The sequence below is a fragment of the Demequina subtropica genome, from assembly GCF_000971235.1.
GTDB classification, from domain to species: domain Bacteria; phylum Actinomycetota; class Actinomycetes; order Actinomycetales; family Demequinaceae; genus Demequina; species Demequina subtropica.
The window spans coordinates 79,943-102,897 of record NZ_BBMB01000005.1 but is presented as its reverse complement, the minus strand read 5'-3'; the positions used below and the strand labels follow the sequence as shown (position 1 = coordinate 102,897).

The window sequence follows — 22,955 nt, the reverse complement described above, 5'->3', positions numbered from 1 at the left end:
ACGAGGAGACCCATGTCCCCGCAGCACTCCCGGCTCGGCGAGCTGCTCGATGCGTGCGTGGACGATCCCGCGCAGGTGCGGACGGACACCCTCACGCGTCGCGCGATGGCGCACGACGCCTCGCACGTCCTGCTGGTCCCCGCGGCCGTGGTGGCGCCCGCGAGCGCCGCCGAGGTCGGGGCGGTCATGCGCGCCGCCGCCGAGGCGCAGGCACCGCTGACGTTCCGGTCCGGCGGGACGTCGCTGTCCGGACAGGCCGGCACGGACGGCGTGCTCGTCGACGTGCGCCGTCACTTCACCGACATCGAGGTCCTCGACGGGGGAGCGCGCGTGCGCGTCCAGCCCGGCGCGACCGTGCGCCGCGTCAACGCGCGCCTGCTGCGCCACGGCCGGAGGCTCGGTCCCGATCCCGCGAGCGAGATCGCGTGCACGCTCGGCGGGGTGATCGCCAACAACTCGTCCGGGATGTCCTGCGGCACGGTGGAGAACAGCTACCGGACGCTCGAGTCGCTCGTCGCGGTGCTGCCGTCGGGCACGGTGGTGGACACGGCGGACCCCGGCGCGGACGCGACGCTCGCCCGCGACGAGCCGGCGCTCCACGCCGGGCTGCTCGAGCTGCGCGCCCGGATCCTCGCGAACCCGGAGTCGGTCGCGACCATCGAGCGGCAGTTCGCGATGAAGAACACCATGGGGTACGGCGTCAACGCCCTCGTCGACTTCGAGCGCCCGGCCGAGATCCTCGCTCATCTGCTGGTGGGCAGCGAGGGCACGCTCGCCTTCGTCGCGGAGGCGACGATGCGCACCGTCCCCCTGCGTCCTCACGCCGCGACCGCGCTGCTGGTATTCCGGGACCTCGAGGCCGCGAGCCGGGCGCTGCCGCCGCTCGTCGCGACCGGGGCCGCGGCCCTCGAGCTCATGGACGCCACCTCGCTCCGTGTCGGGCAGGGGCAGAAGGGCGCCCCCGAGGCCGTGCGCTCGCTCGCCGTCGGCACGCAGGCCGCGCTGCTGGTCGAGTACCAGGCGGAGACCGCGCAGGCGCTCGCCGCACTCGTGGACGGCGCCCGGGCGGTCCTCGCCGCGCTCCCGCTCGAGAGGCCGGCCGTGCTCGGCACCGACGCCGCGCATCGGGAGGAGCTGTGGAAGCTGCGCAAGGGGCTGTACGCGACGGTGGCCGGCGCCCGCCGTAGCGGGACCACGGCCCTGCTCGAGGACGTGGTCGTGCCGGTCGAGCGGTTGGCGGACGCCTGCATCGCGTTGGCGGCGCTCCTCGAGCGGTACGGCTACGAGGACGCGGTGATCTTCGGACACGCCAAGGACGGCAACCTCCACTTCATGCTCACGGATCGCTTCGAGGGCGCCGAGGCGCTGGGACGCTACGAGGCCTTCACCGAGGAGCTGGTCGCGCTCATCCTCGGCCTGGGCGGATCGCTCAAGGCCGAGCACGGCACGGGCCGGGTGATGGCGCCGTTCGTGCGCCGTCAGTACGGCGACGAGCTCTACGCCGTCATGCGCGAGATCAAGCGTCTGTGCGACCCGCAGGGGGTTCTTGGGCCCGGCATCCTCCTGTCCGAGGATCCCCACGCGCACCTCGCGCACATCAAGCTCGCCCCGGCGATCGAGCCGCTCGCGGACTCGTGTGTCGAGTGCGGCTACTGCGAACCCATCTGCCCGTCGCGGAACCTCACCCTCACGCCGCGCCAGCGCATCGTGCTGCGCCGCGAGATGCGCGCCGCCGAGGCGGCGGGGGAGCACGATGCGGCGGCGGAGATCGCGGCCGGGTACCGGTACGCGGGGGAGCAGACATGCGCGGTCGACTCGCTGTGCGCGACCTCGTGCCCGCTGGGGATCGACACCGGCGCGCTCGTGAAGGGGCTGCGAGCCGAGCATCTGCCCGGACCGCTGGGCGCGGTCTGGACCGGTGCGGCGCGCCATTGGGAAGGCGCGAACCGCGTGGCATCGGCGGCGCTGACCGCCGCAGCGGCCGCCCCGGACCCCCTGGTGCGCGGCGCGAACCGGGCGGCGCGCGCGGTGCTCGGCGAGGACACCGTGCCGCTGTGGTCCGCGGACCTCCCGAAGGGTGGTGCGAGCCGTGCCCGGCCCGCGCCTGACGGCCCTCCCGAGGTGGTCTATCTGCCCTCGTGCCAGAGCGCGATGTTCGGTCCGGGGGCTGGACCTGGCGTGCAGCGGGCCTTCGAGGCGCTCTGCGCGGCGGCGGGGATCCCGCTGCTCGTGCCGGACGGCATCGACTCGCTGTGCTGCGGGACCGTGTGGTCCTCCAAGGGTGCGACGGCCGGGCTCGCTGCGATGCGCGCGAGGGTGCTGCCCGTCCTTCGCGCCGCGACGGACGGCGGCAGGCTGCCCGTGGTGAGCGACGCATCGTCCTGCACGGAGGGCTTCGCGCGCCTGGTCGCCGCGGCGCAGGGCTTCGAGGTGCGCGTGGTCGACGCCGTGACGTTCGTCGCCGAGCGCGTGCTCCCCGTGCTCGGCGAGGTGTCGCGTCTCGACTCGCTGACCCTGCACCCCACGTGCTCGTCGGTCCACCTGGGGCTCGAGGCGGACCTGCGTCGCGTGGCCGGAGCGGTCGCGCGCGAGGTCGCCGTCCCCGACGACTGGGGCTGCTGCGCCTTCGCGGGCGACCGCGGCCTCCTGCACCCCGAGCTGACCGCATCGGCCACCGCACCCGAGGCCGCTGGGGCGGCGGCGCTCGGCTCGGACGCGCACGCCTCGTGCAACCGGACCTGTGAGCTCGGGATGTCCCGAGCCACGGGCGTGCCCTACCGGCACGTCCTCGAGCTTCTCGCGGAGCGGCTCGACCTCACCCCTCCATCCCTGGTATACCCGGCATCCAACGAAGGAGCACTCTCATGAACCCGTCCACCACCGCCTTGGTCCTCATCGAGTTCCAGAACGACTTCACCAGCGAGGGCGGCTCGCTGCACGGCGCCGTCGCCGACGTCATGGAGCAGACCGGCACGCTTCCGAACGCCAAGCGCGCGCTCGAGGCGGCACGTGCGGCCGGCGCCACCGTGATCCACAGCCCCATCGCGTTCCAGCCCGGCTACTACGAGATCACCGCGCACCCCTACGGCATCCTCAAGGGCGTCGTGGACACGACGTCCTTCGTCAAGGGCACGTGGGGCTGCGAGATCGTCGGCGAGATGGAGCCCGCGGGCGAGGACATCGTGATCGAGGGCAAGCGCGGCCTCGACGCGTTCGCCTCGACCAACCTCGACTTCATCCTGCGCTCGAAGGGCATCACGACCATCGTGCTCGCCGGCTTCCTCACCAACTGCTGCGTCGAGTCGACCATGCGCTCCGCGTACGAGAAGGGCTTCGAGGTGCTCACCCTCACCGACGCGGTGGGCGCGACGTCCATGGAGGAGCACGCGAACGCCATCAAGTTCGACTACCCGATGTTCTCCAAGCCCACGACGGTGGACGAGTTCGTCGCAGCGCTGTCCGGGGAGCTCGTGTCCGCGGACACGTCGCGCGGATACTGAGGCCGCGCGCGAAGCCGCCCCCACAACTGGGGTGTGGTGGCGTGGGTAGCGCTGTGCCACAGTATCGCCATGCCTACCAGTGACAACGCTCCCGCGGGCGCTCCCTTCACGTTCGCGTCGAACCTCGGCCGTGGACTGGCCCTGCTCATCGTCGGCAACTTCGTGTCCATGTTCGGCGCGCTGTCGTCGGTGGCCGCGCTTGCGGTGATCGGTGCGATCGCCGCGCTCATCGGCCTCGTCCTGACCCTGGTTGCGGTGACACGCCAGGCGGCCGCGATCGAGGCGATCGCGGCGGCGCTGAACGTCACGCAGCCCTCGGCGGCGCCCACGCAGGTGAGCAACGCCGAGTTCTTCGGCAAGCAGTAGTCGGTCTACGGCTCCGCCACACCGGTGCGGTTGCCACCGTGCTCTGGAGGTCGTCCACGCTGCGACTCGCCGACGACACGCCGATCCTCGTGTGGCGGAGCCGCGAAACCGTGTGGCGGAGCCGTGAGCGCGCCTACACCTTGACGGTCTGCGTGCACCGGGGGAACGCGCTGCAGCCGAGGAAGTCGCCGTACCTGCCGGTGCGCTTCACCAGCGTGCCCTCGCCGCAGCCGGGGCACACCTGCACCTCGGCCGCGGGCGCGCCGGTCGCGTCGACCACCTGGACGCCCGGGTCCTCGAGCAGCTCGAGGACGAACGGCGACTCGCGTCTCGCGACGGTGAACAGCGTCACGGTCTGGCGCGCGCGCGTGAGCGCAACGTAGAGCAGCCGGCGCTCCTCGGAGTCGGGGTAGCCGTCGTCCTCGGACATCGCGAGGGCGAGCACCGGGTCGTCCGGGATGGTGCTGGGGAAGCCGTACCGGCCGCTCGTGACGTTCGGCAGGACGATGTGGTCCGCCTCGAGGCCCTTCGACCGGTGCACGGTGCGGAAGCGCACGTCCAGGCCGTCCACGCGCCGCGCGGGCATGAGCTGCTGGTCGAAGCCGTAGCGGCCGAGGACATCGACGGTCGCGCGGCCGCTGCGGGCGCCGCGAGCCGATGCTGCGAGGCGCTCCAGGTGAGCCTCGATGGCGCCCGGCACCGCATCGTGCCGCGGTACCCGGACGATGGTGACCGGCGCGCCACCCTCGCCCCGGGCGGAGCGGACCGTCTTGGTGATCTGCGCGGGGTTGCGCGACACGAAGCGGCCGGCGATATCGGCGGTGGTCTGCGTGGTGCGGAACGTCGTCTGGAGGCGGCGGGTCAACGCCGGGCCGAAGTACTCGGCGAAGCCGGTCATGACCGAGAGGTCCGCGCCGGCGAAGCGGTTGATGGCCTGCCAGTCGTCGCCGACAGCGAGCAGGTGCTTGCCGCGACCGTGCAGCAGCGCCTTGGTGAGGCGGGCTCGCGCGCGCGACGTGTCCTGGAACTCGTCGACCATGACGAGGTCCCAGCGCGCGAGCGACGGGTCGCGCTCGACGGCCTCGGCGGCGGCCAGCAGCATGTCGTCGAAGTCGACGGTACGGGTCGCGGCGAGCTCGGCCTGCCAGGCGTCGTGGATGTGCCAGTACAGGTCCACGAACAGGCGGGTGCGGGCGGTGTCCCATTCGGGGTGCGCGGCGACTCGGGCCCGCAGGGTCTCGCGCGTGAGCGCGCCCGGCTTCACATGCGACATGAACGTCCGCATGAGCCGCGCGAGGCGCTCATGCTCGAGGGGCTCGGCGCCGGGCAGCTCCCTGTCGGGGTTCCAGTCGAGCGCGAGGCCGTGACGCTCGAGGTCCTCGGCGAGCGCCTCGAAGCCGCTGTGGTCGATGATCGAGTGCCACTCGGTCTCGACCAGCGCGGTGCCGTGGCGCGCGTGGACCTTGCGCTTCCACTCCATGGCCTCGCGATAGCCGCGGAAGTCCTCGACCACCGAGCCGTCGGCACGCACCGCCCAGTGCTCGTGCCACACGTCCGCGGCCGGGTAGTAGAAGTCGGGCCGGTACTGGCCGTGGGCGCGGTCGGCGACATCGTGCGTGTACGGCGCTTCGTAGCGGTACTCGACGCCGTGGAGGAACAGCCAGTCCGCGATGAGGCGCTCGCCCTCGCTCCGGACGGTCTCCCCGCGGTAGGTCTCGAAGCCGCTGAGCTTGGTCGCCGGGTCGTAGCTGTCGGGCGCCCCGCCGTCGCCCGCGACGGACAGCTTGCCGTAGAGCAGGCGGAACAGGTCCCACTTGAAGCGGAAGCCCAGGTCCTGGTCGCGCAGGCGATCCACGATCTCCTGCACCTTCTCCACGTCGCGACCGCCCTCGACCCAGGGTGCGATGCGCGGCTTGCGACCTGTGGCCTCGCCGATGAGCGCGAGCCCGAACGAGTGGAACGTCGTCGCCTTGACCCCGTCGCTCGCAAGGCCAAGCGCGCGCAGGCGCGTGCCGACGCGCTCCTCGAGCTCCTTCGCCGCGTCCGCGTTGAAGGCGAGCATGAGCACGCGCTCCGGGCGCACGAACCCGCGGCGGATCGCGTACGCCGCGCGTGCCACCATCACGGAGGTCTTGCCGGAGCCCGCGGCGGCGATCACGCGCACGCGGTTGTCGTGGGAGACCACGGCGCGCGCCTGCTCCTCGGTGAGCGGCGACTTCTCGACGCGAGCGAAGAAGGCGCGGCCGGACCTGAGCTCGCGACGCAGGATCTCGTCGTTCGCCGCGCTGACGTCCGCGAGGTGGTCGCGCGCGAGGAACGCCAGAGCGCGATGCTCGGTGGGGGAGAGCCGGTCCTCGACGCCCTCGCGCTCGGCCTCGGTGAGCGCGGCCAGGACGTCGTCGTGGCGGGGGAGCCCGGCGAGGATCGCGGCTGCGTCGTCGTGGGCGATCCACCGCTGCGTGCGCACGCGCGTCTCGAGCAGGCGGGTGAATACGGGCTCGCGTGCGGCGGCGAGAAGGAGCGGCTCGCGCAGCTTCGCCCCGGTGACGATGCGGGACACCGCGGCCGTCACGTCCTTTGCGTGGCCCCGGCGAAGGCCGGGCAGGCGGGTGCGGGGCGCATCGTCCGTCGCCTCGACCACGAGGCAGCGTCCGGTCCACCACCAGGCCGTGCGCACCCGTGCGGCCTCGGCGCCCTCGAGGCGCGTGGTCTGGCCGTCGAACGTGAGCGCCAGGCCCGCCCCTTCACGTGTGAGCGTCCACCCGGAGCGGCCGGTCCACGTCTGAGGCATCCGACTATCCTGCCGCAGCCCGGGGACACCGCCGGACCACCGCATCGTGCCGGCGACGCCTCCTGGCGGGACATGGGCGCAGGATCGGCGCCGAATCCCGCACCCATGTCCCGCCAGCGGTCGCGTGGGAGCGCAGGACCGGCCACAAACGCGGAAGGCCCGCCCCGCGGATGCGGGACGGGCCTTCGGGTGAGCGCTACGGCTTAGCAGTCGTAGTAGAGCTCGAACTCGTGCGGGTGCGGACGGAAGCGCAGCGGGTCGATCTCCTGCGTGCGCTTGAGGTCGATCCACATCTCGATGAGGTCCTCGGTGAACACGCCACCCTCGGTGAGGAAGCCGTGGTCCGCCTCGAGCGCGTCGAGCACCGCGGGGAGCGAGGCCGGGACCTGAGCGATCTGGGCGTGCTCCTCCGGGGGAAGCTCGTAGAGGTCCTTGTCGACCGGGGCCGGGGGCTCGATGCGGTTCTTGATGCCGTCGATGCCGGCCATCAGGAGCGCCGCGAACGCGAGGTACGGGTTCGACGACGGGTCGGGCGCGCGGAACTCGATGCGCTTGGCCTTCGGGTTCGAGCCGGTGATCGGGATACGCACCGCGGCGGAGCGGTTGCGGGCCGAGTACACCAGGTTGACCGGGGCCTCGTAGCCCGGCACGAGGCGGTGGTACGAGTTGACGGTCGGGTTGGTGAACGCGAGCAGCGACGGCGCGTGCTTGAGGATTCCGCCGATGTACCAGCGGGCGATGTCCGAGAGGCCGCCGTAGCCCGCCTCGTCGTAGAACAGCGGCTCGCCGTTCTTCCAGATCGACTGGTGGACGTGCATGCCCGAGCCGTTGTCGCCGAAGAGCGGCTTCGGCATGAAGGTCACGGTCTTGCCCGCACGCCACGCGACGTTCTTGACGACGTACTTGAACTTCTGGATGTCGTCGCCCGCGTGCAGCAGCGTGTTGAAGCGGTAGTTGATCTCCTGCTGGCCGGCGGTGCCCACCTCGTGGTGCGCGCGCTCGAGCTCGAGGCCGACCTCGCCGAGGACCTTGCACATCTCGTCGCGGAGGTCCGCGAACTGGTCGCCGGGGGAGACGGGGAAGTAGCCGCCCTTGTAGCGCGTCTTGTAGCCGCGGTTGGGGGTGCCGTCCTCCTCGTACTCGACGCCGGTGTTCCACCAGGCCTCGGACGAGTCGATGTGGTAGTAGCCCTCGTGCTGGTTCGTGTCGAAGCGAACCGAGTCGAAGATGAAGAACTCCGCCTCGGGGGCGAAGAAGGCGGTGTCACCGATGCCGGTGGACTTCAGGTACTCGACGGCCTTCGCCGCGATGTTGCGGGGGTCGCGCGAGTAGGGCTCGTTCGTGAAGGGGTCCACGATCGAGAAGTTGATGACGAGCGTCTTCGCCTTGCGGAACGGGTCGACGAACGCCGTCGCCACGTCCGGCAGCAGCTTCATGTCGGACTCGTTGATCGCCTGGAAACCGCGGATCGACGAACCGTCGAACATCGCGCCCTCGGTGAACACGTCCTCGGTGAACTGCGACGCGGGGATGTTGAAGTGCTGCATCTGACCGGGAAGGTCGCAGAAGCGGATGTCGACGAACTCGACGCCCTCGTTCTTCACATACTCGATCGCCTCGTTGGCGTCTTTGAACATCCGGTACTCCTCAAGAGAGACAGGCCTACAGTGGCACTCCACACCCTAGGGGCGGAGGGTTGCCTGCACATACACGCAATGTTTCATCGGTGTTACATGTGGCACTCCGGCGGCTGTGGTAGCCGAGGACGAATCGGACGATGCGCGCAGGCTTGCCTCGGCATCGTCCGGATAGGCTGTCGCGGTGAGCGAGCAGAGCCCCCCGACCGACACGTCGACCCCGTCCGCGCATGTCCCGCGCAGGCTCGGTGGCATCGCGATCGACTGGGCGATGTGCCTCCTGATCTCGTCCGCGTTCTTCCCGGACCCCACCTACGCGACGTCGGGCGCGACGTCCGTCGAGCGGGCCTTCCTTGCGGGCGCCCCGTTCGCGACGCTCGCCGTCTGGGCGCTCCAGCACCTTCTCCTGGTCGCGACGCTCGGCTCGACCATCGGCCACCGCATCGCGGGCCTGCGGGTGGTGCGCGAGGACGGCGCGTCCGTCGTGGGCATCACCAAGGCGGCGATCCGCACGGGCTTGCTGGTGCTGGTGATCCCCGCGGTCGTCTGGGGCCCCGACGGCCGAGGCCTGCACGACCGCCTCGCCGGCACGCGCATCGTCCGCACGGGCGGGCAGGCATGATGACGGAGCTCCACGCGCGCGGTGTGCTGCTCGACATGGACGGCACGCTCATCGACTCCACCGCGACGGTCGACGTCGTCTGGGGAGACTTCGCGCGCCAGGCGGGGCTCGATCCCGCCGAGGTCCTCGCCCACGTCCACGGCGTGCCCGCGCGCGCGACGCTGCGCCGTTTCCTCGGGGAGGGCGCGGACATCGAGCCGTGGTTCGCGCAGGTCTCCGCGTGGGAGAACGAGCGCTTCGACGCGGATGTCGAGATCCCCGGCGCCGTCGCCGCGGTGCGCACGCTGCCGTCCGGTCGCTGGGCCGTCGTGACATCGGCGGTGCGCGACGCGGCGCTTCGCCGGTTGACGCGCCTCGGGTTCCCCGTGGTCCAGGTCCTGATCGCCGCGGAGGACGTCGAGCACGGCAAGCCCGATCCCGAGCCGTACCGCCGTGGCGCGGATGCGCTTGGGCTCGATCCGGAGGACTGCGTGGTGTTCGAGGACTCGGACGCGGGCGTCCGCTCGGGTCTCGCGGCGGGCGCGCAGGTGGTGGTGGTCGGAGGCCTCGACACCGCCGCGACGGCGGGGCTGCCGCGCGTGACGGACCTGCGTGGCGTGGAGTTCGCGGGCACCGACGGGGGCGTGCTGGTCACGCTGCCGTAGCGACGGCGCGACAACCATCCACCACCGGGATGCGCGGATCCCGGAGAAGCGACAACCCCCTACCACTTCCGGTGGTGCCGGGCGGGACCGGGTTCCGGGTGGAGGGGATTGTCGGAAGCGTGAGGCTCAGCGGCCGCGCATGCCCTTGCGGTCGGGACGCGCGCGCACCGGGTCGATGCCCTTGGGCATCGGGGGCTTCGCGCCGCCGATGGCCTTGAGGCGTGCCTCGACCTTGGGGCGGTCGTTGCGGCCGAGCGCCTTCTTGGTCTTGCGGATCGCCTTGGTGAGGTCCGGAAGCGGGACCTCACCCTCGCCGCGGCCGACGTAGATGATGGTCACGGGGACACCGGGGACCAGCTTCTCGATGCGCTTCTTCGCCTGACCCGCGGGCTTGCGCGCGGCGCTTCCGCCCTCCGCGACCAGGAGGATGCCGCCCTTGCCGACGCCCTGGAACACGATCGCGCTGCCGCGCGCGTCCATGTTCGCGGGAGCGTCCTCGAAGTGCCATCCGCTGCGGATCGACTGGGCGACGGCGAGCGACGCACCGGTCTGCCCCTCCATGCGGGAGTACGCGACGCGCTCGAAGCGGCGCGTGAGGAACCACATCGCGAGCAGCGCCGCGGTGAGCACACCGAAGATCGACATGTAGACGATCGCGATGGTGCCGCCGATGACGAAGATGCCGAACAGCACGAAGGCCGCGATGGTCCCGATGAGGATGCCGAGGATGCCCGGCAGCAGCTTCTTGTCGTACGGGGCGGTGGTCCGGTACGCCTGCGCGATGAGGTGGTACCAGCGCTGCTTCTTGGGCTTGGGTGCGTCGTTCTTCGCCATGATGCGGTCAGTCTAGTCGCAGGTGGGGACCGGCTCGGGACCCCCGTGAGGATGACGGGACGATGCGCGGCTCAGGCGAGCTCGGGACGTGCCTTGAGAAGCGCCGAGGCCTCCTGGCGCGACTCGGTCGCCTCGCCCAGGTGCGCGAGCGACGCAGGGATCTCCCGCCCCTTGCGCTTCATCGCCTGACCCCAGAGGCGGCCCGCGCGGTACGAGGACCGCACGAGCGGCCCGGACATCACGCCGAGGAAGCCGATCTCCTCGGCGATGTCCGACAGCTCGACGAACTCCTGCGGCTTGACCCAGCGGTCCACGGGGTGGTGGCGGGGCGAGGGGCGCAGGTACTGCGTGATGGTGATGAGGTCGCAGCCGGCCGCATGGAGGTCGCGGAGCGCCTCGACGGCCTCGTCGAACGTCTCGCCCATGCCGAGGATCAGGTTCGACTTGGTGACCAGGCCGTCCTCCTGGGCCGCGGTGAGCACCGACAGCGAACGGTCGTAGCGGAAGCCGGGGCGGATCCGCTTGAAGACGCGGGGGACCGTCTCGAGGTTGTGCGCGAGCACCTCGGGGCGCGAGGAGAAGACCTCGGCCAGCTGCTCCGGGACCGCGTTGAAGTCGGGGATGAGCAGCTCGACGCCCACACCGGGGGTGGTGGCGTGGATCTGGCGGACGGTCTCCGCGTAGAGCCACGCGCCGCCGTCCTCGAGGTCGTCGCGCGCCACGCCGGTGATGGTCGAGTACTTGAGACCCATCTGGCGCACCGACTCCGCGACGCGGCGCGGCTCGTCCGCGTCGAAGGCCGCGGGCTTGCCCGTGTCGATCTGGCAGAAGTCGCATCGGCGCGTGCACTGGTCGCCGCCGATGAGGAACGTCGCCTCGCGGTCCTCCCAGCACTCGAAGATGTTGGGGCAGCCGGCCTCCTCGCACACCGTGTGCAGGCCGCCGGTCTTCACCAGGCCCTTGAGGTCGTTGTACTCGGGGCCCATGGTCGCCTTGGTGCGAATCCACTCGGGCTTGCGCTCGATCGGGACGGCGGAGTTGCGCGCCTCGACGCGCAGCATCTTGCGGCCTTCGGGGGCGATGGTCACACGGGCTCCTTCGTGGGGAGGTCGGAGGCGGCAGGGGTGGGCGCCAGCGCCCACCTTACGTCGGCCAGCGCATCGTTCAGGAATCGGACGGTCGGCTCGACCGCCTCGGACAGCGGGACCTCGCGGCCGAGCTCGGCGCTGAGGGAGGTGACGTCGGCGTCGGAGATGCCGCACGGGACGATGCGGTCGAACCAGTCGAGATCCGGCGTGCAGTTGAGCGCGAAGCCGTGCATGGTCACGCCCTTCGCCACCCGGACGCCGATCGCGCAGATCTTGCGTTCGCGCCTGCCGTCGGCGGCGGGCAGCCACACGCCCGAGCGGTCCTCGACGCGCATCGTCTCCAGGCCGAATGAGGCGCACACGTCCATGACGGCCTGCTCGAGGCGACGGACGTAGCGGACCACGTCCACGGGCTCCGCGAGCCGCACGATGGGGTACCCGACCAGCTGGCCAGGCCCGTGCCATGTGATGCGGCCGCCGCGGTCGACGTCGACCACGGGGGTGCCGTCGACGGGCCGGTCCCACGTCGCGGTGCGGCGGCCCGCCGTGTACACGGGCTCGTGCTCGACCAGGAGCAGCGTGTCCTCGCGCTCGCCGGTCGCGACCTGCGCGTGGATCTCGCGCTGGAGATCCCACGCCTCCTGGTACGGGACGAGGCGCGTGCCGAGCTCGAGGGGGACGATCTGCATCCCAGGATGGTAACTCTTCGCCGAAAGTGGGAATAAGGTCCCGCCTTTGCGCGATCATTACCGACGTGAACATTCGATCCTGGGCTCGTCCCCTGCTCATCATCCTGGTGATCTTCGCGTGGCTATCCATCGGCGGCGCCGGCGGACAGACGTTCGGCAAGCTCTCCGAGGTTCAGGAGAACGACTCCGCCGCGTTCCTGCCCTCGAGCGCCGAGTCGACCGAGGCCGCGGCGGCGCACGCCGAGTTCGCCCCGACCGACTCCGTCCCCACGCTCCTCGCGGTCGAGGGCGGCGCATCCGACGTCGCGACGGTGCAGTCCTTCGTCGACGGCGTCCTCTCCGTTCCCCTCGAGGGAGACCCCGAGGGCCGCACGCTCGGCGACGTCACCCTCACCGGCCCGCAGGGCCAGGGCCCGACCGCGATCCCGTCCGAGGACGGCGACGCGATCCTCGTGTCCTTCGCGGTCGACGCGGACGTCTTCGACGAGATGGCGGGCGAGGAGTCCATCGGACAGCTCTACGTCGACGAGCTGCGGACCGCCTGGAGCGAGGCCGACACGGGCCTCACCGGCTACGTGACAGGCCCCGGCGGCCTGGTCGCGGACCTGGTCGAGGCCTTCGGAGGCATCGACGGCATCCTGCTGCTCGTGGCGCTCGGCGTGGTGCTCGTGATCCTGCTGATCGTCTACCGCAGCCCTGTGCTGCCGTTCCTGGTGCTCGCCACCTCCATGCTCGCGCTCACCGGGGCGATCATCGCGGTCTTCGCCCTCGCGAACGCCGACGTCATCACGCTCAACGGCCAGAGCCAGGGCATCATGTTCATCCTCGTCGTCGGTGCGACCACGGACTACTCGCTGCTGCTCGTGGCCCGCTACCGCGAGGAGCTGCTGCGCATCCAGTCCCCGTACTCGGCGCTGTCCCACGCCTGGAAGCGGTCGCTCGAGCCCATCGCGGCCTCCGCCGGCACGGTGGTCATCGGCCTCCTTGTCCTCCTGCTGAGCGACCTCAAGTCGAACGCCGCGCTCGGCCCGGCCGGCGCGATCGGCATCGCCGCATCGTTCCTGGCGGCGCTCACGCTGCTGCCCGCGCTGCTGCTCATCGGCGGCAAGCACGCGCGCGGGGTCTTCTGGCCGGCGATGCCGCGCTACCGCGGCGACGATGCGCACGAGGCCGAGGAGACCATCGAGGCCGTCGAGGCGCGCGCCGGGGTGTGGGGCCGCATCTCGCGCGGCGTCGACGCGCGTCCGCGCGTGGTGTGGGTGTCCGCGGCGCTCGGCCTCGCGGTGCTCGCAGCCTTCGTGCCCACCTTCAAGTCGGGCGGCCTGGGCGAGCGCGACATCTTCACCGCGGAGACGGAGTCGGTGACCGGCTTCGAGTTCCTCGAGCAGCACTTCGACGCGGGCGCGACGTCGCCCATCCGCGTGATCGCCGCAGAGGGGTCCGCGGAGGACGTCCTCGCGGCGGTCCAGGGCGTGGACGGGATCGTCGACGCCTACGTGCTCACCCCGGCCGTCGCGGCCGGCGCGCCCGCCGGATCCGTGCCCGGCGAGGAGCCCGTGGTGGTCGACGGTCGCGTCGAGGTCGACGCGATCACGCAGGTCTCGGCCTCGTCGGCGGAGGCGCTCGACATCGTCGCCGACGTCCGCGAGGCGGTCCACGCCGTCGATGCCGAGGCGCTGGTCGGCGGCCAGGCCGCCGAGTCGCTCGACACCCGCCTCACCACCGAGCGCGACCTCACGGTGATCCTGCCGACCATCCTCGCGGTCATCCTGGTGGTGCTGGTGCTGCTGCTGCGCGCGTTCGTCGCCCCGGTGCTGATCATCGTGGCGAACGTCCTGAGCTTCGCCGCGACCATCGGGCTGTCCGCCATCGTGTTCACCCACCTGCTCGACTTCCCGGGCACCGACCCCTCGGTGCCGTTGCTCGGGTTCGTGTTCCTGGTGGCGCTCGGGGTCGACTACTCGATCTTCCTCATGTCCCGTGCGCGCGAGGAGTCGCTCCAGCATGGGGCGAAGGAGGGCATCCGGCGCGCTCTGGCCGTCACCGGCGGCGTGATCACCTCCGCGGGGATCGTGCTGGCGGCGACGTTCGCGGCGCTCGGCGTGATCCCGCTCATCTTCCTGGCGCAGATCGCGTTCATCGTCGCCGCGGGCGTGCTCATCGACACGTTCGTGGTGCGGTCGCTCCTGGTGCCCGGGCTGATCGGCGATCTCCGCGCCCGCGCGTGGTGGGCCTCGCGGAAGATCTCCGACTAGTCCTGTGGACAACGCCGCGCGACGCGGCCCGGCTGTCACCGTGGTGGGGTGCGACAGATCACCCCGCTCCGGCTCGACCGGGTCGCGCGCGCGGTCGGTTCGGGCGACCGTGACGAGAGGCTCGCGAGGGCCCGCCTCGAGGCGCTGAGCGCGCTCGCCCATCCCGGGCTCTGCGCGCCGGTAGAGGTGGTGCGCGAGGCCGATGCGGTGGTGGTCTGCGCGCCGCGCGTGCCGGGCGTCGCGGTCGCTGCCGCGGGGCGGTGCGAGGAGCTGGGCGCATGGGTGTGGCTGGCTGCGGGCGTCGCGGATGCCCTGGCCGCGCTCCACGAGGCGGGCCTCGCCCACGGGGACGTCTCGCCCGCGAACGTGGTGATCGGTGTGCGGCCCGTGCTCGTCGACCTGGTCGGGTCCGCGCTCGGGCGGGAACGGGGCACCCCAGGCTTCGCGTCGCCCGAGCGCGCGGCGGGCGCGGCGCCGAGTCCGGCCGACGACGTCCATGCCCTGGGCGCGCTCGCGCTGGCGTGCGCAGGTGAGGCGATCCGCGTCGAGGCGGAGGCATGGATGGCGCCCCTGCTCGTCACGGACCCGTCGGCGCGTCCCACCGCGCGCGCGGTGGCGCGGGGCCTCCCGCGCTGCGCGGAGCCCGCGCGATGGCGGCCCGATCCGGCCGAGGACGCCGTCCCGGCCGCCTCCCTCGCCACGGTGCGCGATCCGCGGGCGTGGCATTGGCGCCTGCGGCGGCATCCGCTGCGCGCGGCGGCCGCCCTCGCCACTGCGGCGGCCGTGGGCGCGTGGTGGCTGTGGGGTCCCGAGGTCCCCGCGGTCGCGGGGCGCGTGGCGGGGGATGCGCCGTCGGCGACGGGCGCTGCGGCGGCCCCCGGGGCATCGTCGCTGCCCGAGCCGGACCCGGCCGCGGCCGCCATCCAGCTGACACGGTCACGTGTCCAGGCGCTGGTGGCGGGGGATGGGGAGGCGCTCATCGCGCTGACGGTGCCTGGCGGCTCGGCGTGGGCGACCGCCGCGCAGGAGGCCCGCGCTCTCGACGAGGGAAGCGCGGTCTCGGGCCTCGCGCTAGGAGTCCGCGCGGCGACGCTCGTGGAGGCGGGGGACACCGCGGCGGTGGTCGACGTGCGCTACGGGGTGAGCGCCCACACGTGGACGGACGGCGACGGCGCGATCGCGACCGTGCCGGCGCGGACCGAGCGGGTGAGGATGGTGCTCGCGTGGTCGGGGGAGAGGTGGCGCGTGCGGGAGGTCAGCGCCCCGCCATGAGCCAGCGCGCCGCGTCCTCGATGCGGGGATGGCGCCACTCGAAGCCCAGGCGCATGAGCACGCCGGGCGTGGCCTTCTGCGAGGACAGCAGGTCCTCCACCGCGCGGCCGATCGCGGCCTCGAGCACGAAGGCGGGCACGCGGAAGCCGGGACGCCGCCCGGCGGCCTCGCTGAGCGCCCGGATGAGGGCCGCATCGCGCGCCGGGTACGGGGCGATCGCGTTGACCGCGCCGGAGAAGTCGGAGTCGAGGAGGAACCGCAGCGCGCGGATGTGGTCCTCGAGCGTGATCCACGAGTGCCACGCGTCCCCGGTCCCGAGCGAGCCCAGCAGGCCACGGGTCACCAGCGGCAGCAGGCGGTCGGCGAACCCCCCGTGCGGGGCGAGCACCAGGCCGGTGCGGACCGTGACCGTGCGGACGCCGGCGTCGCGCGCGGGCTGTGCCGCGGCCTCCCAATCGGAGACGATGCTCGCGAGCAGCGTGTCACCCGCGTCGGAGCGCTCGGTGAGCGGCTCCTCGCCGCGCGAGCCGTAGAAGCCCATCGCGGAGCCCTGGAGCAGCACGCCACGGAAGCCTCCGACCATGGCCTCGGCCAGCGTGGCCGTCGAGTCGACGCGGGACTGCCGCACCACCTGCGCGTACGAGTCCGTGAGGCGCTTGTCGCCGATGGACGCGCCGGCGAGGTTGACCACCGCATCGGCGCCCTGGATCAGGCCGGCGTCGACGCGGCCGGCACCCGGGTCCCACCGCGACTCGTGGGATCCCGCGGGCGAACGCCGCACGAGGGCGACCACATCGTGGCCGCCCTCGCGCAGTGAGGTGCTGAGCGCCGTCCCGATGAGCCCCGAGGAGCCGGCGATGACGACGCGCATCTTCAGTTGTCCCTGTCGGTTACAGGCCGAGCTCGGACTCGAACTCGCCCGCCTCGATGATCCGCTTGACCGTCTGGAGGAAGCGGGCCGCGTCGGCGCCGTCCACGATCCGGTGGTCGTAGCTCAGCGGGAGGTAGGCCATCGGGCGGACCGAGATGACGTCCTCGCCGTCGGGGCCCTTGACCACCACGGGCTTCTTGACGATCGCGCACGTGGCGAGGATGCCGACCTGCGGCGCCGGGACGATCGGCGTGTCGAACAGCGTGCCGCCCGAGCCGGTGTTGGTCACCGAGAACGTGCCGCCCGAGATCTCGTCCGAGCTGAGGCCCCCGGTGCGGGCCTTCCCTGCGAGGTCGACGATGCCCTGGGCGTGCTCGACGATGCTCTTCGAGTCCGCATCCTTGAGCGTCGGCAGCATGAGGCCCTTGGGGGTGTCCACCGCGAGCGACAGGTTGACGGTCGGGTGGTACACGATGCTGTCCTCGACCACCGAGGCGTTGAGGAACGCGTGCTCCTTGAGCGCCACCGCGACGGCGCGCGTGAAGAAGGGCAGGAACGTGAGGTTCACGCCGTGCTTCTCCGCGAACGCGTTCTTGGACTTCGCGCGCAGGGCCCAGATCTTGGTGCAGTCGACCTCGACCACGGAGGTGAGCTGCGCCATGCCGTGCAGCGACTCCATCATCTTGTCGGCCGTGATCTTGCGGATGCGGGTCATCTTGACCGTCTGGCCGCGCAGCTCCGAGACCTCGACGTCCATCGCGGACGATGCGGGGGCGGCCGGGGCGGCAGCCGCAGGAGCGGCAGCGGCGGCAGGCGCGGCGGTGGCCGCCGCGAGGACGTCCTCCTTGCGGATGCGGCCGCCCACGCCGGTGCCGGTCAGGGAGGACAGGTCCACACCCTTGTCGGCGGCGAGCTTGCGGACGATCGGCGTGACGTAGCCCGAGCCGGACGACGCGGCCGCGGCGGGAGCCGGAGCGGCCGGAGCCGCTGCCACGGGGGCCGGGGGAGCGGGCGGCGCGACCGGCGCGGGGGCGGCAGGAGCAGGCGCCGGTGCGGCGGGTGCCGGTGCGGCGGGTGCCGGTGCGGGCGCAGGCGCAGCGGCGGCCGGGGCTGCCGCAGGGGCAGGCGCGCTGCCGGGCTCGCCGATGCGGGCCAGCACGGAGCCGACCTCGGCGATCTCGTCCTCGGCCACGAGGATCTCGGTGAGCACGCCCGCGAAGGGCGACGGGATCTCGGTGTCGACCTTGTCGGTCGAGACCTCGAGGAGCGGCTCGTCCGCGTCGACGGAGTCGCCAACGGCCTTGAGCCAGCGGGTGACGGTGCCCTCGGTCACGGACTCGCCCAGCGCGGGCAGGGTGACGTCGCGACCGCCGGCGGCCGGTGCAGGGGCGGGCGCAGGTGCCGCGGGTGCGGGCTCCGCCGCGGGGGCGGGGGCGGCCTCGGGCGCCGGAGCCGCTGCCTCAGGGGCCGGCGCGGCGGCAGGGGCCTCGCCCGCCTCGCCGATGCGCGCGAGGATCGCGCCGACGGCGGCCTCCTCGTCCTCCTGGACGAGGATCTCTAGCAGGGTGCCCGCGAAGGGCGACGGGATCTCGGTGTCGACCTTGTCGGTCGAGACCTCGAGGAGCGGCTCGTCGGCGGCGACGGTGTCGCCGACGTTCTTGAGCCAGCGGGTGACGGTGCCCTCGGTGACGGACTCGCCGAGAGCGGGAAGGGTGACGTCGTTGCTCATGTGGGGTTCTCCCTCAGTCGGATCGGATCAGTCGTGGGCGTGCAGGGGCTTGCCGGCGAGCGCGAGGTGCGCCTCGCCGAGAGCCTCGTTCTGCGTGGGGTGGGCGTGGATGAGCGGGGCGACATCCTCGGGGTGCGCCTCCCAGCTCACGATGAGCTGAGCCTCGCCGATCTGCTCGCCGACGCGGGCGCCCAGCATGTGGACGCCCACCACCGGGCCGTCTGCGACGCGGACGAGCTTGATGAAGCCCGTGGTGCCCAGGATCTGGCTCTTGCCGTTGCCGCCGAGGTTGTACTCGAGCGTCTGGACCTTGTCCTCGCCGTACTGCTCCTTGGCCTTCGCCTCGGTGAGGCCGACGGACGCGACCTCCGGGTCGCAGTAGGTGACGCGCGGGATGTTCGCCTCGACGATCGGCTGCGGCGCGAGGCCCGCGATCTGCTCGGCGACGAAGATGCCCTGCTGGAAGCCGCGGTGCGCGAGCTGCAGGCCGGGGACGATGTCGCCGACCGCGTAGATGTTGCCGACGCCCGTGTGGAGGCGCTCGTCGGTGAGCACGAAGCCGCGGTCGACGCGGATGCCCTGCTCCTCGTAGCCGAGGTCCGCGGTGCGCGGGCCACGGCCCACGGCGACCAGCATGACGTCGGCCTCAAGAACCGTGCCGTCCTCGAGGGTGACCTTCACGCCGGCATCGTTCTGCTCGACGCCCTGGAAGCGGACGCCCACCTTGAAGTTGATGCCGCGCTTGCGGAAGGCGCGCTCGAGGCCCTTGGACAGCGCCTCGTCCTCGTTGGGGGCGAGGTGGGGCAGCGCCTCGACGATGGTGACGTCCGCGCCGAAGGACTTCCAGACCGAGGCGAACTCGACGCCGATGACGCCGCCGCCGAGCACGATCGCGCGCTGCGGGACCCACTCCATGCCGAGCGCCTGGTCGGACGTGATGACACGGCCGCCGATCTCGAGGCCGGGGAGGGAGCGGGCGTACGAGCCCGTGCCGAGGATGATGTTGGAGCCCGTGTAGCGCTCGCCGGCGACCTCGATGGTGTCGGGGCCGACCAGGCGGCCGTGGCCCTCGATGACGTGGACCTTGCGCGACTTCACCAGGCCCTGGAGGCCGCGGTAGAGACGGTCGATGACGCCCTGCTTGTAGGAGTTCACCTTGGTCATGTCGATGCCGTTGAGCTGCGAGTTCACGCCGTACTTCTCGCCCTCGCGCGCGTTGTCCGCGAGCTCGGCGGCGTGAAGCAGGGCCTTCGTCGGGATGCAGCCGTTGTGGAGGCACGTTCCCCCCACCTTCGACTCCTCGACCAGTCCGACCGTGAGGCCGAGCTGGGAGGCGCGCAGGGCAGCGGCATAGCCGCCCGACCCGCCGCCGAGGATGAGGACATCAAACGAGCGTGGGGTGGACTCGGACACTATGGGATCTCCTTGTAAGGGATGTCTGTACCGCCTCATCTTGCCACGGTGAGAGTAGCCCGCGAACCGTGCGCGTTGCGCGCTGCGACGATACCCGGTGGCTACGCTGGGGTCATGGGTCTGTTCTCGTGGATGTCGCGGTCGAAGCACACGTCGTCTCCCCAGGAAGGGGGGCGGGATGCGAAGGCCGAGACCATCGCTCACCTCAAGGCCTTCGTCGCGTCCCACACCGGCTGCGAGGTGTTCATCGAGCCGCCCACGCGGGTAACGCAGACGACCATGGTGATCGTCGCCGACACGGGCGAGTGGACGCGTCGCCGCGTCCCCGACGAGGCCGCCGCGCGCAAGCTCGCGCAGCAGCTCTCGCTGCCGGCCTTCGACGTCAACCTGTCGGGCTACCCGTCGCGCATGCGCGAGTGGAACGAGAAGCAGCGCAAGAACCACGGCTGACCCGCCGCGCCGCCGCCGCCGGGGCATCGTCCCCGAGCGTCCCCACGGGGCGGGACACCTAGCACTCCGCGATCCTCCAGGACCCCTGGTCGCGGGACGCTGAGCTCCGGCGGGTGAGGGGTGGCGGAGGTGGGCGTCCCGGGATGTGGCCTCCGAGCACATCGAGGAGTGCTGAGCGTCCCGACCGGGGACGGGGACGATGACCCGGCTCGAACAGCACGGAGGCCCGGCCCCCTTGCGGGGACCGGGCCTTCTTCAGCTCAGCGCGTGATCACGCCTGGGCGCGCTCCTCGAGGAAGCGGAACAGGGTGCGCAACGAGTGGCCGGTCGAGCCCGCGACGTTCTCGGCCCACGCCTTGCCCTCGTTGTACGACGGGCGCGCGATGTCGAGGTGCGCCCACGGGGTGTCGCCCACGAACTCGCGGAGGAAGATGCCCGCGGAGAGCATGCCGCCGCCCTGCGGGTCGCCGATGTTCTGCAGGTCCGCGATCTTCGAGTCGATGGACTCGCGCAGGTGCTCGGGAAGGGGCATCGCCCACATCGCCTCGTCGACCTCGTTCGCGCGGGCGACGACCTCGTCCCGGATCTCCGCGGTGCCCATGACGCCCGAGGTGCGGGTGCCGAGCGCGACGCCCTGCGCGCCGGTGAGGGTCGCGACGTCGAGCAGCACGTCCGGGTTCTCCTCGCGGGCCTTGACCAGGCCGTCGGCCATGACCAGGCGGCCCTCGGCGTCGGTGTTGAGCACCTCGACGGTCTGGCCGCCGTAGATGCGGATGACGTCCGAGGGGCGCTGCGCGGTGCCCGAGGGCATGTTCTCCGCGATGCACAGCCACGCGGTGACGGCGATGGGGAGCTCGGCGCGCGCGGCCGCGATGACGGCGTGCAGCACGGTGGCGGCGCCGGTCATGTCGGACTTCATGGTCTCCATCGACTTCGACGGCTTGAGCGAGATGCCGCCGGTGTCGAACGTGATGCCCTTGCCCACCAGCGCGACGGTCTGCGTCGCGCCCTCGGGCTTGTAGGCCACCTTCACCAGGCGGGGCAGACGCGACGAGCCCATGCCGACGGCGAGGATGCCGCCGAAGCCCTCGGTCGCGAGCCGGTTGGCGTCCCAGACCTCGACCTCGGCGCCGACCTGGGCGCCGAGCTGCTCGGCGACCTCGGCGAACGAGCCGGGGTAGAGGTCGAGCGGCGGGGTGTTGACGAGGTCGCGGATGCCCGCGGCCGCCTGCACCAGGATGGTGGCGCGCTCGATCGCGGCGTCGGACGCGCCCGCGACGACCCACTCGGTGTCGGTGCCGGCGTCCTCGTCCGACTTGTAGTCGGTGAACGTGTAGGCGCCGAGCACGGCGCCCTGCGCGATCGCGATGGCGTCAGCATCGGACGCGATCGGGAGCGCGACGACGACCTTGGAGGGCTTCTTGCCCACCTGGCGCGAGGCCTCGCCGGCGGCGACGCGGAGGTCCGCGTCCGAGCCGGAGCCGATGCCGACGACGACGACGCGGCGGGCCTCGGTGCCGGCACCCGGCACGACGGTGACCTTGCCGGGCTTCGAGGAGGCGTCGAGGAGCTCGGCGCCGGCGGCGATGGTCTCGCACGCCTCGTCGGAGAGCAGCGGGTGGGCTGCGACGGTGCTGTCGGCGGTCCAGCCGACGATGATGGCGTCGGCCTCGAGGGACGCGACCTGGTCCTGGGTGGTGGTGATGGAGGTCATGCCGACGAGCCTAGCCCCGGTAGTTTGGGACTCGTGTACGTCCCCCTCTACCGCCATGTCCTCTCGCACGTCGACGCCGAGCGCGCCCACCGGTTCGGGGTCGCGGCCATCGGCCGCAACACCTGGGCCTTCAAGACGATGCGCGCCATCGGCCTCGTCGCCCGGCCGCACCGCGCGGGTGCCGTCGAGGCGCTCGGGCTGACCTTCCCGGCGCCCGTGGGCCTCGCGGCGGGCATGGACAAGGACGCCGAGGCGGTCGCGGGGCTCGCGGCCGCGGGCTTCGGGTTCGTCGAGGTGGGCACCGTCACGCCGAAGGGCCAGCCGGGCAACGAGAAGCCGCGCTCGTGGCGCGAGAAGGACGTCAGCGGCCTGCGCAACCGCATGGGCTTCAACAACGAGGGCGCGGATGCGATGGCCGCCCGCCTCGCGGCGCTGCGCGCCACCGCGGCCGGCCGACGCATCGTGCTTGGGGTGAACCTCGGCAAGAACAAGGCGACCGCCCCCGAGGACGCCGCGGGCGACTACGCGTACTCGGCGCGGCTGCTCGCACCGTACGCCTCGTACCTGGTGGTGAACGTGTCCTCCCCGAACACCCCGGGCCTGCGCGATCTCCAGTCCGTCGAGACGCTGCGCCCGATCCTGGCCGCGACCCGTGCGGCCGCGGACGAGGCCGTGCCGGAGCGCACGGTCCCGCTCCTGGTCAAGATCGCTCCCGACCTCGCGGACGACGACGTCGACGCCGTCGCGGACCTCGCCCTCGAGCTCGGCCTCGACGGCATCGTGGCGTCCAACACGACCATCGCGCACGACCGCGGACCGGGTGGCCTCTCGGGCCCCGTCCTGCTGCCGCGCCTGCTCGAGGTGGTGGCGCGCCTGCGGGGGCGCGTGGGCCCGGACATGTGCCTTATCGGCGTCGGCGGCATCTCCTCCGAGCAGGACGCGCGTGAGGTCCTCGCGGCGGGCGCGACGCTCCTGCAGGTCTACACGGCGTTCGTGTACCAGGGCCCCTGGTGGGTGGCGCGTCTCAACAGGGCTCTCACCACGTCCTGACCCGCCGCCCCCACGGCTCGGGACGCTCAG

The 22,955-nt window shown here is 72.1% G+C and carries 18 protein-coding genes; 9 read left to right on the top strand and 9 right to left on the bottom strand.

Translation table 11 applies throughout. The annotated features are described in order from the left end of the window. Positions 1 to 12 precede the first annotated feature (12 nt). From AOM06_RS05270 to AOM06_RS05260, 3 genes are all read left to right on the top strand, one after another. The gene (locus tag AOM06_RS05270; protein ID WP_062303704.1) at positions 13 to 2,868 is read left to right on the top strand and encodes an FAD-binding and (Fe-S)-binding domain-containing protein; all 2,856 of its coding nucleotides are present in this window, start codon (positions 13 to 15) and stop codon (positions 2,866 to 2,868) included. Continuing rightward, positions 2,865 to 3,500 carry a cysteine hydrolase family protein gene (locus AOM06_RS05265; RefSeq protein ID WP_062303703.1) on the top strand — a complete coding sequence of 212 codons (636 nt, stop codon included), beginning with the start codon at positions 2,865 to 2,867 and terminating at the stop codon, positions 3,498 to 3,500. Before AOM06_RS05270 ends, AOM06_RS05265 begins: the two co-directional genes overlap by 4 nt. 69 nt (positions 3,501 to 3,569) lie before the next feature. After that, positions 3,570 to 3,866 carry a hypothetical protein gene (locus AOM06_RS05260; protein ID WP_062303702.1) on the top strand — a complete coding sequence of 99 codons (297 nt, stop codon included), beginning with the start codon at positions 3,570 to 3,572 and terminating at the stop codon, positions 3,864 to 3,866. A gap of 133 nt (positions 3,867 to 3,999) precedes the next feature. On the opposite strand, the gene AOM06_RS05255 is transcribed toward AOM06_RS05260, so the two are convergent. Together AOM06_RS05255 and glnA are read right to left on the bottom strand one after the other, a co-directional pair. Then, positions 4,000 to 6,657, bottom strand: a complete 2,658-nt coding sequence (locus tag AOM06_RS05255; protein WP_062303701.1) for a UvrD-helicase domain-containing protein — start codon at positions 6,655 to 6,657, stop codon at positions 4,000 to 4,002. A gap of 203 nt (positions 6,658 to 6,860) precedes the next feature. After that, positions 6,861 to 8,294, bottom strand: coding sequence for a type I glutamate--ammonia ligase (gene glnA / locus AOM06_RS05250; RefSeq protein ID WP_062303700.1), 1,434 nt, complete (start codon positions 8,292 to 8,294; stop codon positions 6,861 to 6,863). Positions 8,295 to 8,478: 184 nt separating this feature from the next. Here glnA and AOM06_RS05245 point away from each other — a divergent pair, with 184 nt between their 5' ends. Beyond that, positions 8,479 to 8,916 (top strand): RDD family protein, encoded by a 438-nt coding sequence (locus tag AOM06_RS05245; RefSeq protein ID WP_062303699.1) that lies wholly within the window; start codon positions 8,479 to 8,481, stop codon positions 8,914 to 8,916. Further along, entirely contained in the window at positions 8,916 to 9,560 is a 645-nt protein-coding gene (locus tag AOM06_RS05240; RefSeq protein WP_062303698.1) for an HAD-IA family hydrolase, read from the top strand. Before AOM06_RS05245 ends, AOM06_RS05240 begins: the two co-directional genes overlap by 1 nt. Before the next feature lie 126 nt (positions 9,561 to 9,686). On the opposite strand, the gene AOM06_RS05235 is transcribed toward AOM06_RS05240, so the two are convergent. The 3 genes from AOM06_RS05235 to lipB all read right to left on the bottom strand — a co-directional run bounded on the left by AOM06_RS05235 (position 9,687) and on the right by lipB (position 12,171). Further along, positions 9,687 to 10,394, bottom strand: a complete 708-nt coding sequence (locus AOM06_RS05235) for a DUF4191 domain-containing protein (protein ID WP_062303697.1) — start codon at positions 10,392 to 10,394, stop codon at positions 9,687 to 9,689. 71 nt (positions 10,395 to 10,465) lie between these two features. Further along, positions 10,466 to 11,482 (bottom strand): lipoyl synthase, encoded by a 1,017-nt coding sequence (lipA, locus tag AOM06_RS05230; RefSeq protein WP_062303696.1) that lies wholly within the window; start codon positions 11,480 to 11,482, stop codon positions 10,466 to 10,468. After that, a complete protein-coding gene (gene lipB, locus AOM06_RS05225) occupies positions 11,479 to 12,171 on the bottom strand; it encodes a lipoyl(octanoyl) transferase LipB (protein WP_062303695.1) in 693 nt (230 codons plus the stop codon). The genes lipA and lipB overlap by 4 nt, the downstream gene beginning before the upstream one ends. Positions 12,172 to 12,236: 65 nt before the next feature. On the opposite strand from lipB, the gene AOM06_RS05220 reads away from it, so the two are divergent. Together AOM06_RS05220 and AOM06_RS14710 are read left to right on the top strand one after the other, a co-directional pair. Beyond that, on the top strand, positions 12,237 to 14,426 hold the full coding sequence (locus tag AOM06_RS05220; protein ID WP_169747722.1) for an MMPL family transporter: 2,190 nt from the start codon (positions 12,237 to 12,239) through the stop codon (positions 14,424 to 14,426). Positions 14,427 to 14,474: 48 nt separating this feature from the next. Then, positions 14,475 to 15,698, top strand: a complete 1,224-nt coding sequence (locus AOM06_RS14710; protein ID WP_062303694.1) for a protein kinase family protein — start codon at positions 14,475 to 14,477, stop codon at positions 15,696 to 15,698. Here the strand turns inward: AOM06_RS14710 and AOM06_RS05210 are convergent. Genes AOM06_RS05210 through lpdA form a run of 3 tightly spaced genes read right to left on the bottom strand, consistent with a single transcriptional unit; the run spans position 15,682 to position 19,711 of the window. Continuing rightward, the gene (locus tag AOM06_RS05210; protein WP_062303693.1) at positions 15,682 to 16,569 is read right to left on the bottom strand and encodes a TIGR01777 family oxidoreductase; all 888 of its coding nucleotides are present in this window, start codon (positions 16,567 to 16,569) and stop codon (positions 15,682 to 15,684) included. The two genes, AOM06_RS14710 and AOM06_RS05210, sit on opposite strands and share 17 nt — an antisense overlap. 19 nt (positions 16,570 to 16,588) lie before the next feature. Next, positions 16,589 to 18,298 carry a 2-oxoglutarate dehydrogenase, E2 component, dihydrolipoamide succinyltransferase gene (sucB, locus tag AOM06_RS05205; protein WP_062303692.1) on the bottom strand — a complete coding sequence of 570 codons (1,710 nt, stop codon included), beginning with the start codon at positions 18,296 to 18,298 and terminating at the stop codon, positions 16,589 to 16,591. A gap of 27 nt (positions 18,299 to 18,325) precedes the next feature. Further along, positions 18,326 to 19,711 carry a dihydrolipoyl dehydrogenase gene (gene lpdA, locus AOM06_RS05200; RefSeq protein ID WP_439644718.1) on the bottom strand — a complete coding sequence of 462 codons (1,386 nt, stop codon included), beginning with the start codon at positions 19,709 to 19,711 and terminating at the stop codon, positions 18,326 to 18,328. 114 nt (positions 19,712 to 19,825) lie between these two features. Between lpdA and AOM06_RS05195 the strand changes: the two genes are divergently transcribed. Further along, on the top strand, positions 19,826 to 20,161 hold the full coding sequence (locus tag AOM06_RS05195) for a hypothetical protein (RefSeq protein ID WP_062303689.1): 336 nt from the start codon (positions 19,826 to 19,828) through the stop codon (positions 20,159 to 20,161). A 271-nt stretch (positions 20,162 to 20,432) separates the two neighbouring features. Here AOM06_RS05195 and AOM06_RS05190 read toward each other — a convergent pair whose 3' ends face one another. After that, positions 20,433 to 21,875 carry a leucyl aminopeptidase gene (locus AOM06_RS05190; protein WP_062303686.1) on the bottom strand — a complete coding sequence of 481 codons (1,443 nt, stop codon included), beginning with the start codon at positions 21,873 to 21,875 and terminating at the stop codon, positions 20,433 to 20,435. Between the two features lie 33 nt (positions 21,876 to 21,908). Here AOM06_RS05190 and AOM06_RS05185 point away from each other — a divergent pair, with 33 nt between their 5' ends. Continuing rightward, positions 21,909 to 22,925, top strand: a complete 1,017-nt coding sequence (locus AOM06_RS05185; protein WP_062303683.1) for a quinone-dependent dihydroorotate dehydrogenase — start codon at positions 21,909 to 21,911, stop codon at positions 22,923 to 22,925. Positions 22,926 to 22,955 lie beyond the last annotated feature (30 nt).